The organism is Photorhabdus sp. RW14-46 (assembly GCF_963887965.1).
Lineage (GTDB): Bacteria > Pseudomonadota > Gammaproteobacteria > Enterobacterales > Enterobacteriaceae > Photorhabdus > Photorhabdus laumondii.
The window spans coordinates 1-26,095 of the sequence record NZ_CAWPHH010000020.1 but is presented as its reverse complement, the minus strand read 5'-3'; the positions used below and the strand labels follow the sequence as shown (position 1 = coordinate 26,095).

General features: G+C 45.6%; 26 protein-coding genes. 16 read left to right on the top strand and 10 right to left on the bottom strand.

What is annotated here, in order from left to right; genetic code table 11:
• Positions 1-213: 213 nt before the first annotated feature.
• From AACQ38_RS15645 to AACQ38_RS15600, 10 genes are all read right to left on the bottom strand, one after another.
• On the bottom strand, positions 214-1,017 hold the full coding sequence (locus AACQ38_RS15645; protein ID WP_165578556.1) for a DUF4123 domain-containing protein: 804 nt from the start codon (positions 1,015-1,017) through the stop codon (positions 214-216).
• A complete protein-coding gene (locus AACQ38_RS15640) occupies positions 1,014-2,993 on the bottom strand; it encodes a type VI secretion system Vgr family protein (protein ID WP_165578555.1) in 1,980 nt (659 codons plus the stop codon). Before AACQ38_RS15640 ends, AACQ38_RS15645 begins: the two co-directional genes overlap by 4 nt.
• A gap of 61 nt (positions 2,994-3,054) precedes the next feature.
• On the bottom strand, positions 3,055-3,789 hold the full coding sequence (locus AACQ38_RS15635) for a hypothetical protein (protein ID WP_165578554.1): 735 nt from the start codon (positions 3,787-3,789) through the stop codon (positions 3,055-3,057).
• A gap of 27 nt (positions 3,790-3,816) precedes the next feature.
• Positions 3,817-4,563, bottom strand: a complete 747-nt coding sequence (locus AACQ38_RS15630; RefSeq protein WP_165578553.1) for a hypothetical protein — start codon at positions 4,561-4,563, stop codon at positions 3,817-3,819.
• Positions 4,560-6,446, bottom strand: a complete 1,887-nt coding sequence (locus tag AACQ38_RS15625; protein WP_165578552.1) for a lipase family protein — start codon at positions 6,444-6,446, stop codon at positions 4,560-4,562. The genes AACQ38_RS15630 and AACQ38_RS15625 overlap by 4 nt, the downstream gene beginning before the upstream one ends.
• 25 nt (positions 6,447-6,471) lie before the next feature.
• Positions 6,472-8,229, bottom strand: a complete 1,758-nt coding sequence (locus tag AACQ38_RS15620; RefSeq protein ID WP_165578551.1) for a type VI secretion system baseplate subunit TssF — start codon at positions 8,227-8,229, stop codon at positions 6,472-6,474.
• An 11-nt stretch (positions 8,230-8,240) separates the two neighbouring features.
• Positions 8,241-8,516 carry a PAAR domain-containing protein gene (locus tag AACQ38_RS15615; protein WP_165578550.1) on the bottom strand — a complete coding sequence of 92 codons (276 nt, stop codon included), beginning with the start codon at positions 8,514-8,516 and terminating at the stop codon, positions 8,241-8,243.
• A gap of 720 nt (positions 8,517-9,236) precedes the next feature.
• Positions 9,237-9,851: a plasmid pRiA4b ORF-3 family protein gene (locus AACQ38_RS15610; protein WP_165578549.1), complete on the bottom strand. Its 615-nt coding sequence runs from the start codon at positions 9,849-9,851 to the stop codon at positions 9,237-9,239.
• Positions 9,852-10,518: 667 nt separating this feature from the next.
• The gene (locus AACQ38_RS15605; protein WP_165578548.1) at positions 10,519-10,737 is read right to left on the bottom strand and encodes a hypothetical protein; all 219 of its coding nucleotides are present in this window, start codon (positions 10,735-10,737) and stop codon (positions 10,519-10,521) included.
• A gap of 380 nt (positions 10,738-11,117) precedes the next feature.
• A complete protein-coding gene (locus AACQ38_RS15600; protein WP_011145142.1) occupies positions 11,118-11,690 on the bottom strand; it encodes a tyrosine-type DNA invertase in 573 nt (190 codons plus the stop codon).
• A gap of 683 nt (positions 11,691-12,373) precedes the next feature.
• Between AACQ38_RS15600 and AACQ38_RS15595 the strand changes: the two genes are divergently transcribed.
• The 16 genes from AACQ38_RS15595 to AACQ38_RS15520 form a co-directional block, all read left to right on the top strand.
• Positions 12,374-12,913: a fimbrial protein gene (locus tag AACQ38_RS15595; RefSeq protein ID WP_011145143.1), complete on the top strand. Its 540-nt coding sequence runs from the start codon at positions 12,374-12,376 to the stop codon at positions 12,911-12,913.
• A gap of 83 nt (positions 12,914-12,996) precedes the next feature.
• The gene (locus AACQ38_RS15590; protein WP_165578547.1) at positions 12,997-13,545 is read left to right on the top strand and encodes a fimbrial protein; all 549 of its coding nucleotides are present in this window, start codon (positions 12,997-12,999) and stop codon (positions 13,543-13,545) included.
• 19 nt (positions 13,546-13,564) lie between these two features.
• Positions 13,565-16,114 (top strand): outer membrane usher protein, encoded by a 2,550-nt coding sequence (locus AACQ38_RS15585; protein WP_165578546.1) that lies wholly within the window; start codon positions 13,565-13,567, stop codon positions 16,112-16,114.
• A gap of 27 nt (positions 16,115-16,141) precedes the next feature.
• Entirely contained in the window at positions 16,142-16,891 is a 750-nt protein-coding gene (locus AACQ38_RS15580) for a fimbria/pilus periplasmic chaperone (protein WP_165578545.1), read from the top strand.
• Between the two features lie 24 nt (positions 16,892-16,915).
• Complete coding sequence (locus AACQ38_RS15575; RefSeq protein ID WP_165578544.1) at positions 16,916-17,509, top strand: fimbrial protein; 594 nt, start codon at positions 16,916-16,918, stop codon at positions 17,507-17,509.
• Positions 17,502-18,092, top strand: a complete 591-nt coding sequence (locus AACQ38_RS15570) for a fimbrial protein (protein WP_165578543.1) — start codon at positions 17,502-17,504, stop codon at positions 18,090-18,092. Before AACQ38_RS15575 ends, AACQ38_RS15570 begins: the two co-directional genes overlap by 8 nt.
• Positions 18,093-18,106: 14 nt before the next feature.
• Positions 18,107-18,598 (top strand): fimbrial protein, encoded by a 492-nt coding sequence (locus tag AACQ38_RS15565; protein WP_165578542.1) that lies wholly within the window; start codon positions 18,107-18,109, stop codon positions 18,596-18,598.
• Between the two features lie 11 nt (positions 18,599-18,609).
• Complete coding sequence (locus AACQ38_RS15560; protein WP_165578541.1) at positions 18,610-19,155, top strand: fimbrial protein; 546 nt, start codon at positions 18,610-18,612, stop codon at positions 19,153-19,155.
• A 27-nt stretch (positions 19,156-19,182) separates the two neighbouring features.
• Entirely contained in the window at positions 19,183-19,998 is an 816-nt protein-coding gene (locus AACQ38_RS15555; RefSeq protein WP_011145151.1) for an MrpH family fimbial adhesin, read from the top strand.
• A 30-nt stretch (positions 19,999-20,028) separates the two neighbouring features.
• On the top strand, positions 20,029-20,334 hold the full coding sequence (locus tag AACQ38_RS15550) for a helix-turn-helix domain-containing protein (RefSeq protein ID WP_058589287.1): 306 nt from the start codon (positions 20,029-20,031) through the stop codon (positions 20,332-20,334).
• 845 nt (positions 20,335-21,179) lie between these two features.
• Complete coding sequence (locus AACQ38_RS15545) at positions 21,180-21,779, top strand: fimbrial protein (protein WP_165578540.1); 600 nt, start codon at positions 21,180-21,182, stop codon at positions 21,777-21,779.
• Between the two features lie 102 nt (positions 21,780-21,881).
• Positions 21,882-22,601, top strand: a complete 720-nt coding sequence (locus AACQ38_RS15540; protein WP_165578539.1) for a fimbria/pilus periplasmic chaperone — start codon at positions 21,882-21,884, stop codon at positions 22,599-22,601.
• A complete protein-coding gene (locus AACQ38_RS15535; protein WP_165578538.1) occupies positions 22,601-23,173 on the top strand; it encodes a fimbrial protein in 573 nt (190 codons plus the stop codon). Before AACQ38_RS15540 ends, AACQ38_RS15535 begins: the two co-directional genes overlap by 1 nt.
• A gap of 102 nt (positions 23,174-23,275) precedes the next feature.
• Positions 23,276-23,941, top strand: a complete 666-nt coding sequence (locus AACQ38_RS15530) for a fimbrial biogenesis chaperone (RefSeq protein ID WP_228985133.1) — start codon at positions 23,276-23,278, stop codon at positions 23,939-23,941.
• Between the two features lie 75 nt (positions 23,942-24,016).
• Positions 24,017-24,754 (top strand): fimbrial biogenesis chaperone, encoded by a 738-nt coding sequence (locus AACQ38_RS15525; RefSeq protein WP_207631889.1) that lies wholly within the window; start codon positions 24,017-24,019, stop codon positions 24,752-24,754.
• 83 nt (positions 24,755-24,837) lie between these two features.
• A partial coding sequence (locus AACQ38_RS15520) for a fimbria/pilus outer membrane usher protein (protein WP_165578535.1) occupies positions 24,838-26,095 on the top strand: 1,258 nt, incomplete at its 3' end.

Here is a 26,095-nt window from a genome sequence, read left to right as displayed (position 1 = left end):
GTTCCGGATTGCGGTGATTTAATCTGGCTTGATTTTGATCCGGTGGGGACTTACAGGCAGGGCTGATCGCTTAATTACGCGATGCGATTGGTGTTCCCTATACTGACGGGGATAAACCGCTAAATAACAGAACTATCACCAGTTGTTACAATTTGCTCCCCGTTTTTACGGGGATATGATGATTGTGTTATTGATTGTATTGCTGTTTCTTTCTCAGCTTTCAATAAACTTTTGGGATGGGGAGTCGTCAGTCAATGTTTGTAAATAATCTACATAGGTAAGCTTGCTTATATTATCCCCGTTTGCTAAACGGTATTTTAACCAATTGATAATTTGTTCCACTAATTGTCCCTCTGGCTTATCTAGTTTTTCAGCCAATTTACCGTGGTTTTCCCAGCAATTATCATTGATCGCAAATGCCATCCCTTGCAGTGCGTAATCGGAATGGTGCCAGGCATGCAATAAATGACTGCCCAAGGTAAAGGGCAATTCACTGCCTCCTTGACCACAATTTTCAGGCCGATAATAAATCTGTGGTTCGGGCATATCGATCATCAGCTCACTTACCGGTGTCAAAAATGCTGACCAATCGCTGACGATCATTGCCGGTAATAACTGACTGAGGATACGCGGGTCCATACTGCGAAAAATCACCGGTTTTTCTTGTAAAATCACTTGCTGGCGTGAACGCCAATGATTAAGCTGCTGTATCCATGATTGATCACTGCGGTAAGCCCAACCCCAACTGTTATCACTCAGAGTATGACTATCAAGCAGATGAGCTATCGTTGACAGACAGCCTGACTTGGGCTGAACTAGCCAGGGACTTTGCGCCAGCATGTGATCCAACGGTGTATTGCTGTATAGCGGGAAAGCCTGTTCTACCCAATCGTTGGTATAAAAGAGCGCCGCCGGGTTAGGTTCCGCGAGTGAATTGAGCATAAAGAAAACCGATGGTTTGTTAGGGATACTCATAGGGATACTCAGCCACTGTTGCCAATTTATTGACTTGTTCATTCATCCTCCGGATTATTAATAACCCAATTTGCTTCCTGTTGAGCCAGCACAGCACAAAGCGGTTTGGCAGGGAATTTAACCCCCGGCAGAGGCGCAACTCCTTCCGGCAGTTGCAGAGACAACCCACGGCCAGTACCGGCAGAACCTTGCCCGACTGATAAATTCGGGGAAGTTAGAATACCGCCGGGGGTTATCCGTATAAAATGACTGCCGACTTTTAAAGTAATTTCCGACGCTGCTTCCAATACTATCTTACCGCTGCTTTTCAGGTGTGTTTCCTGACCGCTTTCAGCCACCAATGCATCCCCGGTCTGTAAATACTGACTGCCTGAGATACGGTGTGAAACATCTCCATCGGTGCTGTATTTCCCCGATCCCTTGATATGTTGATGATCATCCACTGAAATTTCGCTATAGCGGTTATTATCGATTCGCTGTTTATGGTCGTGTTTAATATGCCAGTAAGCATCGTGCTGAATATGAGCAGTCAGATCTTTTTGCCCGTGCAGGTAAATCTCCTGCCGGTCTTTCTCATCTTCAAAGCGCAATTCATTAAAGCCTTCTCCTTTGTGAGTCCGGGTTTTAAAGGTGGTGCGGGTCTTTTCAACGGGTAAATTTAACGGCGGCCGGTTTGAACCGTTGTAGGTGCAACCGGTGACAATCGGACGATCAATATCGCCGTTCAGATAAGAAACAATCACCTCCTGACCGATACGGGGGATAGCCATAAAACCGTAACCGCTGCCATTCCAACCCTGTGCGAACCGTACCCAACAGGCGGCATTTTCATTGGCTTTATCATACCGATCCCAGTGAAAATGAATGCGGATACACCCTTCTTCATTGACATAAATCTCTTCCCCTTCCGGGCCGACCACGGTTGCCACTTCATCACCATCCGCCAGCGGCTTGTAGCGATATAGCGCTCGCCAGTCGTTATAGCCCGACATAAAACTGAATTCGTTATGCAGATAAGATCCTGACTCTCCACTCTCTTCTTGCAGTGCCTGCGGACACTTGCCGTGATGATGGATAGTGACGATTTGCCAGCGGGTATTCATGGCATCAACCGGGTGTTCGCTGAGGTCAAAGATTTTACCCGGCATCAGTTTAAAACAGTTACTTTGCCCGCTACCGGCCTGACGTTGATTCTCGACGGCCTGATGACGACGCTGGACAAACGGTTTCGCCTCCGCGTCTTTCTGAAAACGGCCGTAGCTTTCAAAAAGCTCAAACAGGGTTTTCTGCCCTTCCACACGGGGATCGATATTGGCCCGGTGTGTCAGGCGGTAATCGGGATTTTGGGGATTGTAGTCCTTATAAATGACCCGCGCCGGGGTCATGGAGACGCCCAGACGCACCTGATTCATCACATTCATTTCAGTGGCCGTCTCTCTCTGCGGGTTGTAGATCAGCGGTAAGTTGGCTGTCATCCCTAAATGGCTGTCACTGAAAAACAGCTTGTCGTCTTCAAACCAGAAATTCAGTCCTTCTTCGGCAACTAACCGGGTAAAAAAGGCATAATCGGACTCCCGTTTTTGCGTCACATACTCCCGTGTGTAATGAAACTCATCCAGTTGGCAATCGAACAGGATGCAATGTTTTTTCAGCAAACTGGTGAGAATTTCCGGCACGCTTTGCCGATGATAAATCCGGCTGTCCTGATTCAAATTCATCCGCCAGAGAGCGGGCTGGACGGTAAGGTAATAAATGGTGCGATGCGCATGCGTATCCCCCCGTATAGCTTGTGAGATAATGCCGCTAACCTGACGTTGTTCAACGTCGTTGAAAACCACCCGGAATTTCACAGACTGTAATAACAGTGACTCCAGATCAATATCGGCCCGTTTACTGACCAGCGTTAAAGATAGGGTAAATAATTCGGATAATTCCTCCTGTAGAGAAAATTCAGCGACCGCAAAAGTTTTCTCCGGCAAATCGATAATATGGCAAAGAAAGTGTAATCCATCGTTCATAATGGACTCCTTATTTCTGATGTTGGTGTTTAGGTAAATTAATAATATGGCCTTGGTGGTGTTATTTTATTTTCCAGTAGTCTATCGTTTGGCGATGAAGGTCAATTCGCCCGTCAGGATATTCAACCCACTCGCCTTTTCCATTAGTAATGGTGATTTTTGGTATTTTGGTTTCATCCAGTTTAGGCTTAAAGATAATTTTCCATTCAGCTCCCGGAGTCAATTTTAATTGGAAGAAACGCGTACCTACTTCACCTCGTAAAAATAAGCGTTTCGGAAACCCTTCCACTATTTCCAGAATAGGGTAAATAACCGGTCTAAAATCTAGGGTATTCAATACCGCAGTTTTGCTGAGACTTGTTTGGGTTGCATCGTTGATAAAAGCGGTTAAACCTGTTCCATTGCCTCCCTTATTAACAACATCTTTCATCAGGTGTCTGACGTCAGTATAGCGCACAGACACAAAAGCTCGATCAATCTTCCACTTACACCGGCCGCCGCCATTAAAAGGTAATTTCGTCTGAAAATAACCGGTTTGTGGATCGGCCTTTACTTTCAGACGAAGCCCATTATAGGTTGGCACCTTATAAGGTGACATGTCAGCATGTAGCTGATATTCAAGGCAGTCTTTTGATATATACACAGCGGACACATATGGTTCGGTATATTTTGGTACTACCCCTTCTACTGTGATCCACTGATTCTCTTTGGGCGGAGAAAGCGGCTCATTTGGATCAGCACAGCCCGATATTAAAATTACTGATAAGATCGATAAGTATTTTTTAATATTTATCATGGTAAGTTTTCCTCAATTCCTACAGCGTTATTTCATATTCATGTACATGAACCGAAAATCGACTAATTGAGTACCCTTATCAATCTTGCCGTTAGAGTATTCAACCCATTCACCTTTCCCGTTAGTCACAGTGACCTTCGCCATTTTTGTTTCATCCAGTTTAGGCTTAAAGATAATTTTCCATTTAGCTCCTGGAGTTAACCTGAGTCGAAAAGGGCGCATTTTTAAAACTTCACCTTGTAAATATACGCTTTTAGGAAATCCTTCAACTATTTCTAAAACAGGGTAAATAACCGGGCTAAAATCAATCGTATTCGATGCGGGCATTTCGCTAATATTCGTCTGGACTGCATCATTGATAAATGCGATTAAGCCGGTTGCCGAATATGGAATAGCATCTTTCACCAGATGGTGGACATCGGTATAACTCACCGACACAAAGGCCCGATCAATCTTCCACTTACATCGGCCGCCGCCATTAAAAGGTAATTTCGCCTGAAAGTAACCGGTTTGCGGATCAGCCTTTACATCTTCCAAACGTAATCCGTTATAAGTCGGTACCTTAAAAGGCGACATATTGGAATCCAGACGATATTTAAGGCAATCTTTTGATATATACACAGCAGACACATGTGGTTCGGTATATTTGGGTGCTACTCCTTCCACGGTGATCCACTGATTCTCTTTGGGCGGAGAAAGCGGCTCATTAGGGTTAGCACAGCCCGATATTAAAATCACTGATAAGACAGATAAGTATTGCTTGAGATTTATCATGGTAACTGTTCCTCAATTCCTATAGCGTTATCTATATAGCGTGTTAAGGCTAACGGTCCTTGTTGATCCTGTTGAGTGCAAATCAATGCTTGCTTTAAGTGATGGTCCATCTGTAAAAATAAAGCATCGCGTTGCCGAATATCTGCAACAATATCGGGCCTCTCATTCAGCGTTTTTTCAAATAGCTGCTCCTGATCTCGGAAAAAATGGTATTTACCTGGTGCAACCAGTTCTGCCAGTCGTGCACCAATGTAGCAGGCATATTTTCTTGAACGGTGATCAGGGAAACCTAAGGCATCTTTTTCGGTCGGATTCTCATTCAACGGAAACCATTTGGCTTTATCCGCATCACTTATTTGCTTAAAAAATCCTTTCTGAATCTCACTCGCATTCTTTAGATTATGTTCCGTTTCACGGTTTAACGACGGAATTAAATACAATTTTGTTTTGGTGGGTAAGGTAGTTCTGAGCCGTATATGATTGCTTGGATTACGTTCTTCCAGCCATTCAATAACCAGATTGATTTTACAAAAATGCACTATTTTTCCGTGATGCAGGAAAACCTCACCACTTTTGGTAAAGTCCAGCAATTCAACAGGACTAAATAAATAGCCGAGCGGCCCCCAACAATCATATAGCCAGTTATCCAGATTTTTTTCCGGCGGTAAGGAAGGGATCGGGTCATCTTCATTCACATGGCGATAATGGGTGATATCAGCTAGTTCTCGTACCGCACTGACAGTTAGCACTCTAGGCATTCCATAGCTGTAAAAACATGGATTGTGTTCTTTTAGTTGTGCGCAGTGTAGTAATGCTAGTGCACCTCCTAGACTGTGACCACAGACAAATAATCTTTTATTCTTAACCAACTTAGTAATATCGGTGAATACTTCTTGATCCGTATCACTGGGAACTCTTAACTTGCTAACTAGATTAAATGCCTCCCAAAATCCTTTATGCACTTTGCCATTGTGAATAAACTCATTGCACAGTGCTTTTTTATCGCAATCTAACCCCAAAGGTTGGTACTTAGCATCTGTCAGGATATCCTCCTTGCTGGCTGTCCCTCGCCAACTGACAATCACATCGTTTTTACTTGCTACATAAAACAGTTGGGTATCACCTCCTATCCAGTCAATATTTGATGAGTCAATAAATTCCACCTGAATGTAACGTTCACTAAACGGTACATCGTAAACTACAGGCGTTGCTGATAATGTCTCCACTTTATAGGGCAGTTTTGAAACATCCACCATTTGCCGGTTAAAAAAGTGTTTAACAGAACCTGCTACATTAACATCTTCATCTGAGTAGGCCAGCACACTCATCAAACACTGGTTATAAGCATTCACAATGGAATACTCTTTTTGATGATGTAGCAGCAAAACCCAGGCCCGAAACGGGCATACTTCCAGAACATACCTCTGATTCACAGGATGGACCTGATAGCCTTTTGGTTCCGGGTCTGGGAAATGATAGGGAGGTGGGATATCTTTGGGGTCCCACCCTTGAATCACCGGCAATCCATCACTAATCTGCCCGATAGTCACATAGCGATATTGATAGCCTTCGGCTTCTGCTTTTGGCTTCACCACTGAAAATGCCTCTCCCCGTTTTTCCCGCAACGGGCGCTGTTCCATCTCATCGGCCAGCGGTTGGGCGCCGATATACAAGGTTACCGGATGGGACGGCATATCTTCTTCCCTTAGCAATCCATTGCCATCGGTAACCCCTTTACGTCCTAGCAGAGGATTTCCACGGATTTTCAAACGATAAGGCATATTGACCAAGGGTTTCCCCTGTTCATCTACCAACTGAAATTCTATCCAGTTTTTCAGTATGTTTTTACAGTCAAGACAATCGAGTGGGCTTAATTTGCTCATTGATACTATTTCCTTACGATTAACATTACATATCAGGACGTAACCCGAACATCATGTGTTGAAAATTCCACAGGACTTTTCCCGTCTGACCATCAATAACCTTCATCATCACAAAAGTGTGCATGCTGATGAAAAGCGTCATCAGGCGTGACACCACCAGACTGAACTGATGCATCTCCCCCTGATTGGCGTAACAATCCGGGTTCAATGTCAGGACCAGTTGATGGCCCCGCACTGGAACTCCTTTATCCAGACGGTCTGTTGGGATGTTATCCAGTTGAACGATACCGTCGATATGTTCCTGGATACGTTTGCTTAATGACTGATCGGGGGAGAAATCGAATAGTTTGATCAGCTCTTTTAACGAGTGGGTTTGAAAAGCCATCCAGGGTGATACGGAAAAGAAAGAGATGATTGACCAGGCCGATCGACCTATCTGATCCTCCGTCATTGTTGAGTGGCAAGCAGAAGAAACTGGGGTGATATTGCTCACTTTCAGCCCCGAGGCATATTCTCCCGGTAGATTAATCTCCCCGATACCCAAGCTAGAGGCCCGTGTCTGATAACCGGTAAATTGACAAAAAATGGATTGTGGCGGCAGGTTATCTGCGGGTTTACCATGACAGTCAAAGAAGTGCAGATGTTGCAGGGTTCGCTGCGACATATCGCGTTCGGTCCTAAGCTGATAATAATAAAGAAGCTCAGCATCCGGCAGAAAATGAGCGGTTGGGGAGAATTGCTCAATCGGCAGATAGCGGTATGGTTGCCCACGTTCCTGCTCTGGTTCAGTTGATGTGTAAAGGTGGTTCAGCTTGAACAGTTGCTTAGTCGAATCCAATGGGATTTGATAATGGTTGGCTTCACTGTTTACCGAGATCTTCGCACTCATCGGCTCCAGATGTCTTACCGGCACACAGTCCAACAGAAAGGTTTGGGAAATATCGTTTAGCATCAGATGACCATCAAACCGAAAAATCAGCTCGAATGTCCGATCTGCGTTCAACTCCACCAATCGACGACCTTTCTTGATATCAATTGTCACAAAATCATGTACATGGGGCAGGTAATAGTACTCAGTCATCAGTTGCAAGATAGAGTATGGCGTGGTTTTCATCGCCGGCAGGATGGCAACCTGCCTTGCGGTTCCCCACAATGCCGGGATTGGGTAACTGCTATCAAGCGTGATGGTTTCGTCTTGTGTTCGCAACAAGACATCACGCAGATGAAAGTCAAGCCATAAGGCTAATTCAGCGGCTTGCAGACGATCGCTGCCCAGAAAGAAATCTAGCGGTTGGCTGCGCCACTCTGAGGTATTCTCCGAACATTGCAGTGTTAGTGTTATCTCACTGTACTCTGGGGTTGCGTTCAGTTGCCGGTCAATCACCGCTAGTGGTTCGATATGCAGAGGGCAGCAGGTTTCAAAACTGACTTCCTCTTCTCCTTCACCGGCAAAAACCGGTGCCCCTTCTGGTAGCGTCATCGCGCTCAGGTGATGAATCCCTTTGGGTGAAAATTGAACGATGCTCGTGGGAGGGAGCGGGCACATGGCATATGGCCAAATATGAGCCAGCATCCCTGATGTGAGTTCGGGAAACTCATCCTCAATCTTTTCGCGAAGACGGGCAGCTAACAGCGCAAAGGCTTGCATCACTCGCTCAATATCCGGATCACCGGCACCTTCGGATAAAAAATCTGCCAGGTGCGGATTTTCTTTTGCGACTTCCTGCGCCAATTGCCGTATATATTGCAATTCTTGTAGGAATAGAGACTCTTTTTTATTCATAACACATTGTCCTATAAGGTTTTTATCTGGAAAGACGTTTGTGAGGCGATCAGCGTAGCGCCACAGGAGGTTTTCATACCTGCCAGAGCCAGTTTTTGTTTATTGGTTCCGACTGCGGTTGGCGTTCCCTCAGCAATGGTTTGATGCCCGCCACACTTTGGACACGACACGGGATCGTTAATCCGTGCCATGCCTTTACCCAGAACCTTAAAATTGTCATCACCGGCTAAGACAGAGCCGCCGTGAGAGGTTCTGTCACCTTGTCGTATTACATTTTTTAGCGTCATATTTTGTCCAGACGTTGAGATAATTAATTCTTTTGTCAAAGGAATAACGTAGTAAAAATTCCATCATCACCGATAAAAGCAGTGATTATCGCGTGAATAATGGCGAGTTGAATGATAGGAAGACAGAAATCAATCCCAATCAGTTAATCCCCAAGAATAAGGGGAACAGGGGGGTAAAATTTTTTAAATACAGTTCATATGATGGAGATTAATTAATAATTAAACATTCATCAGATAGCAAGATTTTTTTTCAAATTTACAAAAATATAAATTTGTAAGAAAGTGTTATAAACTCGATATGGAATCAAAGATATATCAAGCCATTTCGAATTCACAGTATTAATCTTTAATTAAAAAATATTTTTATTACAATCTCTTATGATGATTAATGGCATTGTCTATTTAATCGTTGTTTTAATAATTTCTCGGTTTTACATACGGTTTGTATTTCCTGTTAATTAATAAGAATGGTCGGCAATAGTAATACCTAATGTGATAGTTACTTTGTTTAATATAAGATGAGTGATGATAATGGTATTAAATACCAGTGTAGCTTAATAGGGCTAATCTGAAAACACCCGCAGAAACTGCACTCGATACCGAGTTAAGTATCTTCTAATTTCCATGGGAAAAATTAATTCAAATCAAGCCTCGATGTTCGTCATAGATGACTCACCTGAAATTTTTCCCAATGATGATAGATTTATCCCATGGTTAAATTCATTCCCAATCCCACAAGAGATGATAACGATCTCGTGACCAGCGATAATAGAGCGCTAGAAAAGCATTAATATTGCTAATGGGAAATTGTTCGAAGTCGAAATCTTCATCTTCATCTAACTCAAGTAATTCACTTATCCATTGTCGCATTTCTGTATATTCCTCATGGTCAGGATCATTCAGTATTGCTATTAAATTTTCATAACCATCAATCCCGCCGGTATCCTCAAAGGGGCAAGCGCGGGCGCCATCCAGACAATAAAAAGGAAGCGGGAGGTCATTTGCAGGATATTGACTGTTTTCTAAAATAATTTCGTGTTCCCAACCATCGCCAAAATCATAGAGATAAGTAAAAGATCGCCCTTTTTGTTTAATCAGATCAATTAGGCGATATAAATCTTCTTCCTTACTATCAGACGGGCTTTCTGGCATTTCCGTTAGTCGTAGTTTGCCAATACGAAATTCATGTAGATGACTATCCTGCCATCCCATCACGATCTGTATCACATCGTGCAATCTGTCGAATGAGATAGAAGCAGGAACAACAAATCGTCGCCAAATAGCGGGTTTTGAGTCTGTAAGTGTTATTTTTAATTGATAGAATTTTTCATTCATCACTAATCTCCTAATGGTTTCGAGATGATTCTTTCCATGTGTGCTATCTATTGTCAATATTTTGTTGAATTTTTCTGGTTAGTATTGTCGGAATACCAGATATGTTTAGCTGCTATACGAAAATCTTTGGTCATCTCATCAATTCTAGTGGCTAATATCCATAATAGCTTTTACAACAGATAATCTGGCCTAACCAGCTTGCTCTCTACTGAATTCTGTTTGGAGGCAATCTCTTTGTGCATGAACTGTATCTACTATAAGTATAGTTTAAGATCGTGAGGGGGATCGATATATTCAGAGCCTTTGTTATTAACATAAAAAACGCATATTATTTACATACCGTTAATCAAATATTGAAGATTAATCACTGTCCTAATTCAGGCAATCCTTAACCAAAATTGGTGAGGAGTTTGTTTATGCATTGGTTCAATTGATTCAGTGTAGCCATCTGAATGATATTGCTTGAAGTTATATCATGATGATATACAGATGTTTTTATTGTAAAACCATTCAGATTAATAAGAAAGTATTATGAATTGTTAGTATTTTATCGCATGGATTAAGGAAATAAGTGCGGTAAAAAAATCCAAGAAAATTTTACTTTTATATGCTTGTTTGGTTTTATTATGCAGGCCGATTTAAGTCTTGGATATCAGCTAAAGTTTATTTATATATTTAGCGATTTTTCAATTACAATATTATTGTTCAATTTTAATAAATATATATTATACCCGTCATCTTTCAAGTTGCCTCTTTGTTGGCTGCACTCACTCACCCCGGTCACATCGTTATCTATGCTCCCGGGGATTCGTTCCCTTGCCGTCGCGATGCATCTTGAAATCCATAGGGTATATTCTTTGAGGAAATTCCTCTTGCAATCGCTCATACTTTAGCAAAAACCGATGATATGTACTGTTTTGTCTTGTGTTATCGGTGCCTTGTTATTTTCATTTTTATTTTCAATGGGATTGTTCATCTTATTGTGCTGCTTATGATGGGTTATTGCTCCAAAAATATCCATTAAAAATATATTTTTATTTGTAAATGCAAGCTATTTATTTCTATTGAATTTAATTTAAAAGTAATTATAAGAAATAATAGGTAGTATCTTATGATGTGAATAATTATTTTTTCGTATAAAAACCCTCATCAGTATATGGATAAGGATTTTTATAATCGGACGATTGGATGATTGGATGATTTTTTTGTTTCCGAGAGAAATAGTTTCTCATACTACATGTCTTACATAGAAAATAGATATTGAAATTAATCGAGTCCTTTTGCAGGAGCCTCCCATATTTTGAAAAATCGTTTTACATTGCTTGCGGTGTAAATAACAGTATGGGATATATTTCGATGGCCAAGATAATCTTGAATAAGGCGTGTATCTCTTCCTAAATCAGCGAGAGCATAACCGCAGGCATGTCTTAGCATATGTGGATGAGGTGAAATATTGACTAATGCTTGTTTGCCATAACGCTTTAATAAACCATAAACTTGCTGGCGTGAAATAGCCCCTGATTTTTGTGATAAAAAGACCCACTCTGAATCTGATTCTCGCCAACTCTTTCTAATATTAAGCCATTGATTTAAAGCTTTAATTTCTTCTGGTATTAGTGGGTGTGTTGTTGATAATCCCCCTTTTAATCGTCTGACATGAATAAGTTCTGAGTTAAGATCAAGATCGGATAACGTGAGATTGCATAACTCGCTCACTCTAAATCCATGGATGAAACACATTAGTAGCATGCAATAATCTCGCTCAGCATGACATCCTTGACGCGCTTTTTCTAAAATCGCATTAATTTCATATCGGGTTAAAAACTTACGTTTCTTCATGAAAATAATTCCTGTGCAATTGGGGCGGATAGTTATAGGTAGAAAAATAATATTAATCTACCGGAATATATCAATTAATAGAACTTTTATAAAATTATTGGCTGATAACGCTATTTATTTTGGCAAAAATTTATAAATACCGTTTTTAGATAGTTATAAATAGCCCTTTTTTAATAGAAAATATCAGCTTGTAAGCTTTGTAATTATATATTTGAAAATTATTTAACAATAAAAAGAAACTAAACAGAATGCACCAAACTGTAAATATGTTCCTATAAAACGACCGACTAAGTCAAATTTTGTGTAATGCCAAATTACTAATATTTAACTATTTATAATATATGGATTTTTTTCATTATTTTTTACTATTTTTCATATTTTGCCATCAAATTATTGTAAAAAATTAGTGGGTTCATCTGAATTCAATCAAATACTAATTGATTAATTAGATTATAAATTCAAATTAATGTCTTTTTTAGAATGTTAACTCCGAAATATTATGCACTCTTAGTGTTTTTGACTGAAAAAAACAGTTTGGTGCATTTTGTTTGGTTTAGAAAATATTAATCCGAGATTTTTAAACTATTTTGCGCTGAATATCAGGTGTATGGAGCTGGAATCCTGCACGGTTATTTTTTTATGGTTATGGGTATTTTATCCTTAAATTCAAGGAATTAGTTCACATGAGATTGAATAAATTGGTTATGGCCCTGGGGTTAGGTGTGGCTTTGGCTGCGGGTTCGGTAAATGCAGCGAATCCTAGCCAAGGTCACGGAACGGTGACTTTTACCGGGTCTATTACTGATGCACCTTGTTCTATCACCCCAGAAACGGTTGATCAGGTAGTTCCACTGGGCTCTATTTCTAGCGCATCTTTGCAAAACGGTGGCCGCTCTTCTTCCACGCCCTTCAAAATTTCTTTAGATAACTGTACGACTGAAACGATAAGTACAGTCACCACGACGTTTGTTGGGGCTAAATCTAGCATCGTCGGCGGTGATGGTTTGCTAGGTATCGAAGGCGTTGCTAAAGGTGCGGGTATTGCGATCACTGATGCGGGCGGTAACAAAATCAAACTAGGTACCCCTTCACCAGCTGTCGCTCTGCATGATGGTGATAATGATCTGCATTTTGCTGCCTATCTTCAAGGTGATACTTCACCTGATGCCGTTGTTCCGGGTAATTTCACCGGCATTGCCAACTTCCAGCTGACTTACCAATAAGTCTTTTCATGCACGGAAACGCTGACAAGGAGGCGGGCGTTTCCTAATCAAAAGTTTTGGATAAGTTTAGCTGGAGAGAAGTCATGAGCCGATATGCTGCCGTTGTTGTAGTGCCCTGCCTGTTAATGTTTTCCTGTGTTATTGAAGCTGAAACGGCTGTTCCACAAGGAACGCAAGGATATGGTCGCGTTAGCATGCAAGGCACCATCATTGATACGGCCTGTGCGATTGACGCAGGTAGTCGTGACCAGACGATTGAGTTAGCCATGATCCCGGTAAGCCGGATGATACATGATGGACAGGGACCCGTGCGTCCTTTTTCTATCCGTTTGATTAACTGTGTACTGACTTCTGCCACTTTGGGTAAACCCGATTGGCGTCACTTTCAGGTGATGTTTGATGGCATACCGGATGGGAACAATTTCCGGTTATCGGGTGTGGCTCAAGGAGTGGCATTACAAATTACAGACATGTACGGCAATCAGGCATATCCGGGAACTCCTCTACCGGTGGAGGGGTTACAGGCAGGGCAGATGACCCTTAATTACGCAATGCGATTAGTGAGTAATCACCAGTTATTGCAAGCGGGGCAGTATCGAACCACGGTTCGGTTCAGGCTGGATTATCACTAATCATCGATCTGGGAATGTTATGGCTTTGTTTTTGGGTTTGACCACTGAATATGACAGGGTGGTCTCGGTTCGGTGTGTCCTGAAACTTCTTATTGTTTTGGTATTGCTTGCTTTAATGGGTACTCATGCGGTGTATGCGGAAGAGGAAATTGAATTTAATACGGATGTGTTGGATGTTCAGGATCGGGCTCGGATTGATTTAAAAGAATTTTCCCGCGCCGGTTATATCATGCCGGGGGATTATCAGATGGCGGTACGTCTGAATAACAGCGAGCTGCCGGAGATGCCGGTGACTTTTATGGTACCACCGGATGATCCGAAGGGGAGTGTGGCGTGTTTGTCGCCTGAGCTGGTGAAGCAGTTGGGGCTGCGGGCGGAATGGGAATCAAAGATGACCTGGTGGAACAATAATCAGTGTCTGGAGATTAAAACGCTGCCTGGCATGACAGCGCGCGGTGATCTGAGCAGTGACACGCTATACCTGAGTATGCCTCAGGCTTATCTCGAATATAACTCACCAGACTGGGACCCGCCGTCACGTTGGGATGAGGGGATTTTCGGAATGATGTTTGATTATAACGTCAATGCTCAGATCGCTAAGCCGGCAAAGGGAAGTGAAAATCAGAATGTCAGTGCTAATGGTACGACCGGGATAAATTTGGGGGCGTGGCGGCTACGGGCAGACTGGCAATCACAGTATAACCACGTCACGGGGCGGGCAGGGAGCACAGAGAAAAACTGGGATTGGAGCCGTTATTACTTGTACCGGGCAATACCACATTGGCAGGCTAAGCTAACGTTGGGTGAGGATTACCTTAATTCAGATATCTTTGACAGCTTCCGTTTTACCGGTTTGAGTCTGGTGACAGATGACAATATGTTGCCGCCGAACCTGCGAGGCTATGCGCCAGAGGTGACGGGGGTAGCGAAAACCAATGCCAGAGTGACGATTCGTCAGCAGGGACGGGTGTTGTATGAGACCCAAGTTGCGCCAGGTCCATTCCGTATTCAGGACATCAATGATGCAGTGAGCGGCAAACTGGATGTGCGGGTAGAGGAGCAGGATGGCGGTTTACAGGAGTTTCAGATCGATACCGCGAATATTCCCTATTTAACCCGTCCGGGCCGGGTACAGTACAAACTGGCCGCGGGTAAGCCGACTAACTGGAAACATCACAGTGAGGGATCGGGCTTTGGTCTTGGTGAGTTTTCTTGGGGAATAAACAATGGTTGGTCGCTGTACGGTGGGATATTGGGGGCCGGGAATTATAACGCGTTGTCATTGGGGATTGGGCGTGATCTGATGGTCTTTGGCGCACTTTCCTTTGATGTCACTGAATCCCGCGCCCATTTACCGGATGAGGACCAAACATTGACTGGTGGCTCTTATCGTCTCAGTTATTCCAAGCGTTTTGAGGAGTATGACAGCCAGGTGACTTTTGCCGGTTACCGTTTCTCGGAACGTGACTTTATGAGTATGAGCCAGTATCTGGATCGCCGTTATCACGATGGTGATGCGGAGAGTAATAAAGAACTTTACACCATTATGTTGAATAAGCAGTTCACACATATTGGTACCAGTATCTACTTGAATTACAGCCACCAGACTTATTGGAACCGTTCGAATAACGATCGCTATAACTTATCGATATCACGTTATTTTGATATTGGCAGTTATAAGAACATTAACCTGAATCTGTCTGCTTACCGTAATAAATATGAAGGTAAAAATGACGACGGGATGTATATGACATTATCCCTGCCGTGGGGTAATTCAGGAACGATCAGTTATAACGCAATGGCCAACCGGGAAGGTAATTCCCACACGGTAGGTTATTACGACCGGATTAATGAAAACAGTAACTATCGTTTAGCGGTTGGTTCCAGTATTGACGGCAAGGCCGCGGCTAACGGTTATTTAACCCATTACGGCGATCGCGCTCAACTGACGACCAGTGCGAGTTATCAGGATGGACGTTATACCACGGGAGCGCTTTCTATTCAGGGGGGGATGACCGTGACGCCGAAAGGCGCGGCACTGCATCGCATTAATATGCCCGGGACCACCCGTTTGATGGTGGATACCGATGGTGTCGGTGGCGTACCGGTGAAAGGCTTCGGCGCGATTACCCATACCAATATGTTCGGTAAGGCGGTGATCTCTGATGTAAACAACTATTACCGCAACAGTGCGAGTATTGATTTGAACAAACTGCCGGACAATGTGGAGGCAATCCGGTCGGTACAACAAGCAACACTGACGGAAGGGGCGATTGGTTATCGTAAATTCCAAGTGATATCCGGTGAAAAAGCGATGGGTATGATCCGCTTGTCGGATGGTAGCTCGCCGCCGTTTGGGGCAACGGTGCTGAATAAGGATCAACGGGAGATCGGTATCGTCAGTGATGGTGGGAATGTCTATCTAAGCGGGATCAATCCGGCAGAGAAACTGGATGTGCGTTGGGATGGGGAGTTGCAGTGTGTGATTGAGCTGCCACATCAATTACCAAAAGTCGAAGAGATGGCTTCGTTATTACTGCTCTGCCAGTCAATCGACGGTAATAAATAGTTTTATTCTAAGAATGAGTCATTGAATATGAAATTGAAGAAAACAATCAATGTAGTCACGATCGCTATCCTAAGTCTGTCGGTGATCAGTGAGGCAATGGCGGCGATTGCGCTGGATCGTACCCGGATTGTGTTTAACGGTGGGGACAAATCCACCAGTATGGATATCAGCAACCAGAACAAAGAGTTGCCGTATCTGGCGCAGGGATGGATAGAAGATGAGCAGGGTAACAAAATCAATGGTCCGTTAGTGGTGACACCACCGGTGCAGCGGGTGGAACCGGGCGCTAAGAGCCAGGTGAAAATTCAGTCACTGCCAACAATTGCACAGTTACCCCAAGATCGGGAAAGCTTGTTCTATTTTAATTTGCGTGAAATTCCACCACGCAGCAAGAAACCGAATACCTTGCAGATTGCGCTACAAACCCGGATCAAGCTGTTCTATCGTCCGAAAGCCATTTTTGCCAGCCGTACCGATTTGGATAATCCGTGGCAAGAGAAGATGACTTTGACGCGTCAGGGGGACCGATATCAGGTGAACAACCCGACACCCTATTACATCACCGTGGTGGATGCAGCAAGCCAGCTTAAGGGTAAAACGGTGGTGGACTTTAAGCCATTGATGATCGCGCCCAAAAGTAATGTGGTGCTGAGTGGGAGTGCCGGGGCATTAGGCAGTGCGCCGGTGCTGACATATGTCAATGATTATGGCGGCCGGCCGCAATTGATTTTTAGTTGTTCAGGCAACCATTGTCAGGTAGCTCAACGTTCGTCGTGACGGGCGAAGCCGGGAGGAACGACGATGAACATCAAGCGGATAGGCTACGGATTGACACTGGCGATCTGGCTGATACCAGTGATAGAGAGTCAGGCGGTGGAAAAGCGAGCTGCCGATATTGAAGGCTTGCACGGCGAACTGCATGTGTTTGGTGGGCTGACTGAGGCGGCTTGTCGACTGGACATGACCTCTGCATGGCAGGAGGTGAATTTGGGGGTAACACCAAACAGTGATTTACGTCGGTCAGGTGATAAAGGGACACCGATACCGTTCACATTGAAGTTTCGTGACTGTCTGCGAACCAAAGGAGCCGTACATGATATGCGGACCAGCAATCTGACGTGGAACCATTTACAGCCGGTGGTGACGGTCAGTTTTGTGGCACCGGCGGATCGCGATTATCCACATCTGGTGCGGGTGAGCGGTATCAGCGGATTGGGGTTACAGATAACAGATACCGCTAACAATGATATCCGGTTGGGAGAGCGGGGACGCCCACGTTTTGTGGCTGCGGGACAGGACAGCTTGGAATATTACGTGACGCCAGTACGGACGCCGAGAGCGCTAGGGATTGGGCAATATCGCGCGGTGGTGGATTTCAGGGTGAATTATGACTAATTCTCGGTGTTCTCTTTCTTGGTGTTCTCTGCGAATAAAGAAACGGTATCGCAGGCAAAGAAAATGGAGCGTATTACTGATTGGCTGTTTATTGAGTGTGAGTGCTCAGGCTGATTTACTGACAACAAGGGGAAATATAGCCGCAAGACCTGCCGGTAATTTTTCGGGTAAAACACCGGTCAATATTTACGGCGTGGTTATCGCACCTCCGCCTTGTGTGATTAATAATGGTAATACTATCGATGTAGATTTTGGCGATGTGATGATTACCCGGATTGACGGGGTTCATTATATGCAACCGGTCAAATACAGCATGAAATGTGAAAAAATGCCGGCTAATGCCATGAAAATGATGATCTCGGGCAACACCGCCAGTTTTGATCCGGCGGTGTTGCAAACCAATCACACTGGGCTTGGTATCGCTGTTATTCATAACGGACGAAAATTGCCCGTCAATGACTGGATGAAATTTAACTATCCTGATTTTCCTGAATTATATGCGGTGCCGGTAAAAGATATGGCTACGGTATTGAAAGGCGGCGACTTTGGCGCGGGTGCGACCATGATGGTTGAATACCAGTGAACGGGAGACATGCAATGAATCCTCTGATCTATCGTGTTTTCTGGGCGGTTTGTTTAGGTTTCATCAATGTGATGCCGGGACAGGCAGCCGATAATATGTGGTTTCACGGCACACTGCTTGAAGCGCCTCCTTGCGTTATTGATGACGGCAATATGATTGATGTCTATTTTGGTCACAATGTTGGCATCCATCAGGTGGATGGAGTGAATTATACCCAGCCCGTGAATTATCAGTTGGTCTGTGCGCCTAATATCTCAGGTTGGAGTTTAGGATTGACAGTGATTGGCCCGTCAACCTCATTTGATGCCGCCGCGTTGCAAACCAATATTACCGATTTAGGCATTCGTCTGACGTTGGATGGTAAAGCATTCACCCTTAATGAGCGTATTCCGGTGACATCACAGAAACAGCCGGTAATACAAGCGGTGCCGGTGAAAAAACCAGGAAGCACGTTGCCGGAAGGGGCGTTTGAAGTGATGGCGACATTGCTGGCGGAATACCAGTGAAAGGAAACTCAATGAAATATTTAAAATTATTCGTGTTGCGGGTGGGTCTTATGGTTATTGCTGCCACGGTTTATGGCCATCAAGGGGTACAGGCTGCGGATAATATGCGTTTTCACGGTGCATTGGTTAAAGAACCTTGCACGATTAAACCGGGTGATGAAGATATCCAGCTCGATTTTGCAACAATTTCTGAAAAATATTTGTATCTGCATGGCAGGACCCATAGCGAACCTTTTCTGCTCAGATTATCTGGTTGCGACATGAGTGTGGGCAAATCGTTCAAACTGACATTTAGCGGCATAGAAAATACGCAATTGCCGGGCTTATTAGCATTAAGTGCGGGAAGCCAAGCCGCTGGGATTGCCATTGGTATAGAAACGGCAGAAGGCAGACGGTTGCCGTTGAATAAAGAGGGAGATGCCTATCCGTTAAAAGAGGGTGAAAACTTGATTGCACTACAAGCCTATGTGCAGGCAGAACCCATAGCGCTAGCTAACCAGACGATTACGCGAGGCGCATTTCATGCGATTGCGACATTTAATCTGAATTATGACTAATTTGCCCAGCTTTATTAGGTAGCTTAAATGAAAAAATTATTCTCTGTTTGCCTGGTATTTTTATCACTGTTTTCATCAAGTGCGGCTGCATCAATATTTTCATATATCACTAAATCCGAAGGTGTTCCTACGAATGCCTATTATACTTTTGTCATTGAGCGTTGGGACCAAGAAAACGATTTTACGCCAAATCCTTGTTATGGTTATTCTGCATGTTGGATATCGGTTAACCATCGCCATTTTGCTGATGGTTATTCAGGGCAGCCCTATAGGATATTTAATACTCGGGTGGAAAGATTTAAGACAATGAAACAAGTGCAGGCGGAGATATTGAAATATACCAGTTTTCCGATCACCGGAGTGGCAAAACATTTTGGCCCTGCGATTCGGTCTCATCAGGAATGTGTCGGGCTATTTTACGAAACCGATCAAAATGGCTTTCATGGAAGATTATTGCCTGGCTCTTTATGTGGTGTTGCACCACCGCCGATAGGTTTTTGTCAAGTCAGTGAAGGCTCAGTTGAGCTTAATTACGGCAGCATTGATGAGGCAAAACTAGACGGTGCAACCCAAACGGGAAATATCAATGTGACCTGCAATGTAGACATAAAGATTATCGTGATAGCAACGGGCCTTAATGGGGAATTTGTACCGTTGAGAAACGATGGTAGCTTGAAAGCTAAGTTGCTATTAAATGATAGCAAAGGTGAAGATGGTGTGGCTGTGTTTGTACCGGCTGGAGGAAATGTACCCGTTACAGTGAAATCAATTTTACAAAAAAATGGCAGAGTAGAGGCAGGACCTTTCTCAGGATCAGGGACAATAATTTTGGCGATGCCATAAAAAAGGTGTTTTTTTAATTTAAAGGCTGGGATGAAAATGAAACAAGATCATCTATTAGTAGGGAAGCGTATTCAAAAAAGAAGGAAAGAGTTGGGCATGACCGCGGTAAAATTGGCGGAAAAAATAGGCATTAGTCAGCAACAACTCTCACGTTATGAGAGAGGGATAAACCGAATTAATTTATCCCATTTGGTGCAGATCGCTTCAATATTGGAGACACCGATAAACTGGTTTTTCCTTGATTGTAGTTATCCTGCAACCAATAACAGCATCAATAAATTAACAGACCAATATATCCCTATTGCGGAAGCGACATTGGGTAAATTTGGATGTTAACTGAACTCGACGCCAATCGGGGGATCGATAAACCCGTTGATGGCTGAGTTTCGTGACCGACGGAACGGTCACTTTTATGATTTTTCTGTCAGCTATGTTATTACCACAAATTAAAAAAACCACTCTTGTTCATATCCCCTTTTGACGAAGTTATTAGAATTCAGATAGTCGTTTGAATCCGCCATCGCCATGTTGAATAGCTGCCATCATTATGGAATCGAGTTGAAGATCATGGCTCAAAACGAATCCTCGATTAATCCCTTCAATGCTGAAAATCAATAAGAATAATTAATGTAACGCTTTTGCGATGCTGGAGATTCGTGTTTCTGCGTAATGGTAAGAAAGTGTAAACGTGGGGAAAATGTTACTCGAAATAGTGGTGTGGCTTTCAATGACATCAGTTTCTGATATGGGACAAAAAACCGAACATTTAGAGTTATTTTGTTCGGTTATTGTCAACCGCCGGGGCAGTATACGGAAAATTTCATCACTTAAAAGCGATTTTTTGTATTATTTTGTAAAAACTTACTTAATTTTTTGATTACAAAAGGAAATTATTTCTTTCGTTACGGATATTACGACCTGTTTGAAGGTCGTTTTTTGAGCGATTTGATATTCCTTTTCTTATGCAACAGGCTGACATCCTGAAACAAAATGGCATAAGGCAGAAGTGATTTCGTAATGTGAATATTAATATTCATATATTTCATATAGTTAATAACCAAACAAAATAACTCTAAATGACCAGTAAATGCACCGCGCTAGCGGCCCGGTTGTTTAATCTGTCATGGTGTTGTTTTAGGCAAAATGTATTAACGACGAGATGTAGATAAGGAATTAATGAAATGAAAAAGCAAATGATGAAAACCAGCGTATTAGCCGCAGTGCTCTTAAGCATGGGGATGGGGATGGCACATGCTTCAGGTGGTGCTACGGTAAACGTGATGGCTACCATAGGCGCGGCGACTTGTGAGCTCGATGTTAAAGGTGATGCTACTGGTACTAAAGGTAGCTACCAATTAGATATGGGGAGATTCGGCGCAGCAGATGTTCAAACCCTGCAACCTGCTGCCCCCCTATCAGCAAAAAATATAGAGGTCAAACTAGTTAAGTGTGGTCCTCAATATGGATCCACAACAGGCAACAAATTCAAGCCTACTGCTGCAATTGAGATGAATGTTTTTGGACAGACCATTGATACAGGTAAGAAGATATTTAATGCCAACCCTGGCGCTACCGCAGGGGTGGCTGTGTATCACAAAAGTAATGCCATTGCTAGCGGAGATAAGATTAACCTCACTGATGATAAAGAAATTGATTTCTCACAACCATTAACCGAAGGCAAAGGCATGGCAGCATTTAAAGTGGCTCTGGTTTCCAAGTCAGGCGTACCGGCTGCTCAAGAGGTAATAGCTCCAGTAACATTCCAAGTGGTTTATAAATAATCATACGACATCAAGTGCTAGGGGCATCATAGCAGCGGAATTGGACAGGGAAGTCCAATTCTTGCTGATGCAACACCAAACCAGACACATTCAGGTGACTCAGTGAAAAGATTGATGACAGCAATGATAGTGACCGGTCTGTTAGGCGGCGCGGTCACCGCTGCACAGGCGGAGGGAGTGAGTATTGATGCCACCCGCATTGTCTACCCGGCCGATAGCCATGCGACAACCGCCTCAGTGCGCAACAGCAGTAAGGAGACCATCTATCTGATGCAAATGACGGTCAGCACTGCTCCACAGGGAGGCAAAACCGCGCCGTTTGTAGTGACTCCGCCCCTGTTTCGTATGGAGCCCGGCAGCCAGAATCAAGTACGCATCATCAAAACCGGCCAGGCACTGCCCGCCGACCGGGAATCCCTGTTCTGGTTTACCGCGCAAGCCATCCCGTTAAGCTCCGAATCCAATACACCCTCTGGTAAGCAGATCACCGGGGGCGTACAGGTTGCTCTGGCTAACACGATCAAGCTGATGTATCGCCCGTCAGGGCTGCCAGTTGCGCCGGAGCAAGGATTTGGTTCACTGCGCTTCAAACCGACATCCGAGGGGATAACGGTCACGAATCCGTCACCCTATTACATCACCTTCACCTCCCTGAAAGTGGACGGACAGGAACTGATGACGAAACAACAGAAAGAGAACATGGTTTCCCCGTTCTCGGCGTTGGCTTTCCCGCTCAAAGGCGCACATTACCCGGCCAAAGTAAGCTGGACGGTGATTAATGACCTCGGAGGATCATCATCCTATCAAGGGGAGATACCGTAATGTGCAAACCGTGGATTCTTATCAAATGGACAACGCTGGCCGGCCTGCTTTGTACCGTCCCCCTGCCCGGGGGAGCCAGTTCAAACACGGCAGAACTGACGTTGGCATTAACGCTGGAACAGCCAACCTGTGAACTCAACGTACAAACATCCTATGTCGAGTTTTCATCCATACCGCTTAACGAAGTGCAGCGCAGCGCGGAACATATCGAAGCAGCGGACAACAAGCCTGTGACGCTGGCGTTGTCAGGCTGTGCGGGATCAGCCAGAGCGGGCCGGACCCCGGCGATTAAAATAGCCGGCCCCACGCCGGAGAACCACCCGACGTTATTTCGGGATAAGGTTTCCACTGTGGCGGGAAATGTGGGTTTTGGCCTGCGCTATCAATCACCGGAAGGCGGGCTGGGAAGCTACCTGAAAAATGGCGATTATGTGGATTTGGCATCACCGGGTAACGCCGTTAAAGACGGTCAAATCACCTTCCAGATGGATATGCGACATGAATCCGGCACGGCAGTCCCCACCCCCGGCGAACTGACCGCGCACATTCAATTTCAATTTGATTATCACTGAGTACCGCTCAGGTAACAGGTATCAGGAGGCGTTGTGGAAACAGGTCGGATGCGCACAACGCGGTACAGGCTGGCACCACTACTATTCTGTCTAGGGTTAGGCATGGCCGGCACAGAACCCTGTCAGGCAGCCGGTATCAGCCTGAATAAAACCCGGGTGATTTTTACCCAAGGGGCGCGGGCACAGACGCTGACGGTGGTTAACACCACACCTCAGGCGTGGCTGGTGCAGGTGAGGATCACAGGCGATCAGGAGAAAACCGCACCGGCGTTTGTGGTGACGCCGCCGCTGTTCAGGCTGGAGGCCAACAGTCAGAACAGTCTGCGTATTTTGCCGACGTTTAATCGGTCCCCCTTTCCGGCGGGTCGGGAATCGCTCGGGTATGTCCAGATGAATGCTATCCCCGCCGCCCATCCGATGGCGAATGAGCACGCTCGGGATCAGGCGTCGATGAGCGTGGGAATGCGGATTAAGTTTTTCTGGCGACCGCATGGCCTGCCGATGTTGCCGGAACAGGCGTATGGGCAGTTGCGCTTTCAGTCGCAACCCGATGGCATTAAGGCGTGCAATCCCACGCCGTATTTCCTGTCGCTGGACAGCCTCACGCTGGACGGACAGACGCTCGATCTGAATCGCTATCCCTCGATGATAGCGCCGCAGGATTGTGTGACCTATACCGGACAGGCAGGCAAAAAGGCGGTGAGCTGGTCGATGATTAATGATTACGGCGGGGCTTCAAACCTGTTTACCGCCAACGTGGCGGGTTAAATTCGCCCTTGTTTTATCCAGAGGTGGAAAGTGAAGAGAGTCAGTAACGGGAACAAGCGAGCACACGCGGGATCAATGATTTACCCCTTCTGTTTCGCCCTGCTGCTGGGCGGCCTGTTAAAGGCGCAGGCGGCGGAGAATCCGGGGTTATCGTTCTCCCCGATGCAGTTATCGTATGTCGCTAAAGACAGCCCCGGCGGGGTGACCCTCAGTATGACCAACCATACGGCGCAGGGCTATCTGGTACAGGGATTTGTCAGCCCGATGGACCCCGATACCGGTCGCTTTGACACCCAAACCGGGCTGGTTCCCCCTTTTGTTGTCCTGCCGCCGTTAAAGCGGATTGAGGCCGGCGGGAAATTCTCGTTCCGTATTCGCCAGCTTGGCGGGCAGTTACCGCCGGATCGGGAATCGGCCTTTGTGGTCTCGTTGCGGGCTATCCCCGGCGTCGCCGTACCGGACACGCGCGTGCCTGAGCGCCAGACCGGCAAGAACTCGCGGGTGCAGGTCGCTTTACAGATGAATATCCGGTTGTTTTATCGCCCTAAAGGCGTCCCCGCCCGGGATAACGCCACGGTGGCTAAACAGGTGAAATTTTCCCTTCAGGGGACGCAGTTGCGAGTGGAAAATCCCACGCCCTATTTTCTGGCCTTTTCGGTCCTGAAAATGGGCACACAGCATGCGGATGACCACACCCGCCAGACGATGGTGCCCCCGAAAGGCATACAAACCTATTCGTTTACCGCCGGGGGACAAGGGCCACTAATCTGGCGTTTTCCCGGCGACAATCAGGATCGCCACGTCCCGTTATAAACCCGCCGCATCGGCGGACGGTATACCGGCAAAGCGACCTCAATATCAACAGCACAGGCTTAAATTAGAAGCAGAGATGAGCTATGGCAATAAACACTTTATTTCCGTCTGCACCGCGGGCGGGTAACCAGCGTGCGCCCGGTCAACCGGGCAGTTTCCGGCCGCGGCCGGTATACCTATGCCTGCTGTGTTCACTGACGGCAACGGCCCTACCCGCCTCAGCGCGGGAATACTTTAATCCGGCGTTCCTGATGGGCGCTGACGGTGAACGCAGTCATGTCGATCTTTCGGCGTATGAAAACGCGGGCTATGTCGCCCCCGGGCGCTATCTGGTGGATGTCTACATGAACCAGAATCGGGTGGACAGCCGCGAGATTGAATTCAGGCAGGTTAACGGCCATCTCCAGCCGGTATTAACCGTCGCACAACTGGAAGGGTATGGGGTCAATACCCGCGGATTACCGGCTTTTCAGGGTAAAGCGGACGACAGCCTCATCACCGATCTGACGAAACAGATCCCGCACGCCCGCGCCACACTGGATTTCGCCCGTTTGCGTCTGGATCTCAGTGTCCCGCAGGTCGCCATGCAGCCCCACTATTCCGGGATGGTTGATCCGTCATTGTGGGATAACGGCATCCCGGCCTTTTTGATGAACTACACGGTCAACGGGTCGGAAGGCCGTTATGACCGTCAGGGAAACTGGGGAGGATCACGTTCCCGTAACCTGTTTGCTTCTTTTCGTGACGGGTTAAATCTGGGGCCGTGGCGTCTGCGCAGCACGCAAACTTACAGTTACAATCGTCAGCGCAACGAGGCCACCGCCAGCTTTTCCACGCCGGCACAGACCCAATGGCAGGTGAGCAATACCTACCTGCAACGTGATGTCCCCTCACTGCGCAGCGAGTTCACGGCGGGTGAAACCTATACCGGCGGCGACATTTTTGACAGCATCCCGTTTCGGGGTATGAAACTGTCTTCTGAGGAGGCGATGTTACCCGACAGTCAGCGCGGTTTTGCCCCGGTGATAACCGGTGTGGCGAACGCCAATGCGCAGGTGACGGTATCCCAGAATGGCAACATCATATATCAAACCACGGCGCCGCCGGGGCCGTTTCGTTTCACCGACCTCTATAGCACCGGGAGTGCCGGCGACCTGACGGTGACCGTCAAAGAGGAAAATGGCCGTACCCGCGTCTCGACAATCGCCTCGTCGTCCCTGCCGGTGATGCAACGTCCCGGCGGCGTTAAATATGAATTGACGACCGGTCAATATCACGGCGGCAACCTGACCGATGGCAGCCGTTCCCCGGTATTTGCGATGGGCACGCTGGTCTATGGTT

What these genes read in the sequence shown, in the direction of transcription:
- AACQ38_RS15535 (WP_165578538.1), top strand. Translation starts at nt 22,601, where the DNA reads ATGTGCAAACCGTGGATTCTTATCAAATGGACAACGCTGGCCGGCCTG.
- AACQ38_RS15555 (WP_011145151.1), top strand. Translation starts at nt 19,183, where the DNA reads ATGAAAAAATTATTCTCTGTTTGCCTGGTATTTTTATCACTGTTTTCA.
- AACQ38_RS15575 (WP_165578544.1), top strand. Translation starts at nt 16,916, where the DNA reads ATGAACATCAAGCGGATAGGCTACGGATTGACACTGGCGATCTGGCTG.
- AACQ38_RS15545 (WP_165578540.1), top strand. Translation starts at nt 21,180, where the DNA reads ATGAAAAAGCAAATGATGAAAACCAGCGTATTAGCCGCAGTGCTCTTA.
- AACQ38_RS15580 (WP_165578545.1), top strand. Translation starts at nt 16,142, where the DNA reads ATGAAATTGAAGAAAACAATCAATGTAGTCACGATCGCTATCCTAAGT.
- AACQ38_RS15550 (WP_058589287.1), top strand. Translation starts at nt 20,029, where the DNA reads ATGAAAATGAAACAAGATCATCTATTAGTAGGGAAGCGTATTCAAAAA.
- AACQ38_RS15635 (WP_165578554.1), bottom strand. Translation starts at nt 3,789, where the DNA reads ATGATAAATATTAAAAAATACTTATCGATCTTATCAGTAATTTTAATA.
- AACQ38_RS15605 (WP_165578548.1), bottom strand. Translation starts at nt 10,737, where the DNA reads ATGAGCGATTGCAAGAGGAATTTCCTCAAAGAATATACCCTATGGATT.
- AACQ38_RS15565 (WP_165578542.1), top strand. Translation starts at nt 18,107, where the DNA reads ATGAATCCTCTGATCTATCGTGTTTTCTGGGCGGTTTGTTTAGGTTTC.
- AACQ38_RS15570 (WP_165578543.1), top strand. Translation starts at nt 17,502, where the DNA reads ATGACTAATTCTCGGTGTTCTCTTTCTTGGTGTTCTCTGCGAATAAAG.
- AACQ38_RS15610 (WP_165578549.1), bottom strand. Translation starts at nt 9,851, where the DNA reads ATGAATGAAAAATTCTATCAATTAAAAATAACACTTACAGACTCAAAA.
- AACQ38_RS15645 (WP_165578556.1), bottom strand. Translation starts at nt 1,017, where the DNA reads ATGAACAAGTCAATAAATTGGCAACAGTGGCTGAGTATCCCTATGAGT.
- AACQ38_RS15530 (WP_228985133.1), top strand. Translation starts at nt 23,276, where the DNA reads ATGGCCGGCACAGAACCCTGTCAGGCAGCCGGTATCAGCCTGAATAAA.
- AACQ38_RS15590 (WP_165578547.1), top strand. Translation starts at nt 12,997, where the DNA reads ATGAGCCGATATGCTGCCGTTGTTGTAGTGCCCTGCCTGTTAATGTTT.
- AACQ38_RS15595 (WP_011145143.1), top strand. Translation starts at nt 12,374, where the DNA reads ATGAGATTGAATAAATTGGTTATGGCCCTGGGGTTAGGTGTGGCTTTG.
- AACQ38_RS15640 (WP_165578555.1), bottom strand. Translation starts at nt 2,993, where the DNA reads ATGAACGATGGATTACACTTTCTTTGCCATATTATCGATTTGCCGGAG.
- AACQ38_RS15525 (WP_207631889.1), top strand. Translation starts at nt 24,017, where the DNA reads ATGATTTACCCCTTCTGTTTCGCCCTGCTGCTGGGCGGCCTGTTAAAG.
- AACQ38_RS15630 (WP_165578553.1), bottom strand. Translation starts at nt 4,563, where the DNA reads ATGATAAATCTCAAGCAATACTTATCTGTCTTATCAGTGATTTTAATA.
- AACQ38_RS15600 (WP_011145142.1), bottom strand. Translation starts at nt 11,690, where the DNA reads ATGAAGAAACGTAAGTTTTTAACCCGATATGAAATTAATGCGATTTTA.
- AACQ38_RS15620 (WP_165578551.1), bottom strand. Translation starts at nt 8,229, where the DNA reads ATGAATAAAAAAGAGTCTCTATTCCTACAAGAATTGCAATATATACGG.
- AACQ38_RS15560 (WP_165578541.1), top strand. Translation starts at nt 18,610, where the DNA reads ATGAAATATTTAAAATTATTCGTGTTGCGGGTGGGTCTTATGGTTATT.
- AACQ38_RS15625 (WP_165578552.1), bottom strand. Translation starts at nt 6,446, where the DNA reads ATGAGCAAATTAAGCCCACTCGATTGTCTTGACTGTAAAAACATACTG.
- AACQ38_RS15585 (WP_165578546.1), top strand. Translation starts at nt 13,565, where the DNA reads ATGGCTTTGTTTTTGGGTTTGACCACTGAATATGACAGGGTGGTCTCG.
- AACQ38_RS15615 (WP_165578550.1), bottom strand. Translation starts at nt 8,516, where the DNA reads ATGACGCTAAAAAATGTAATACGACAAGGTGACAGAACCTCTCACGGC.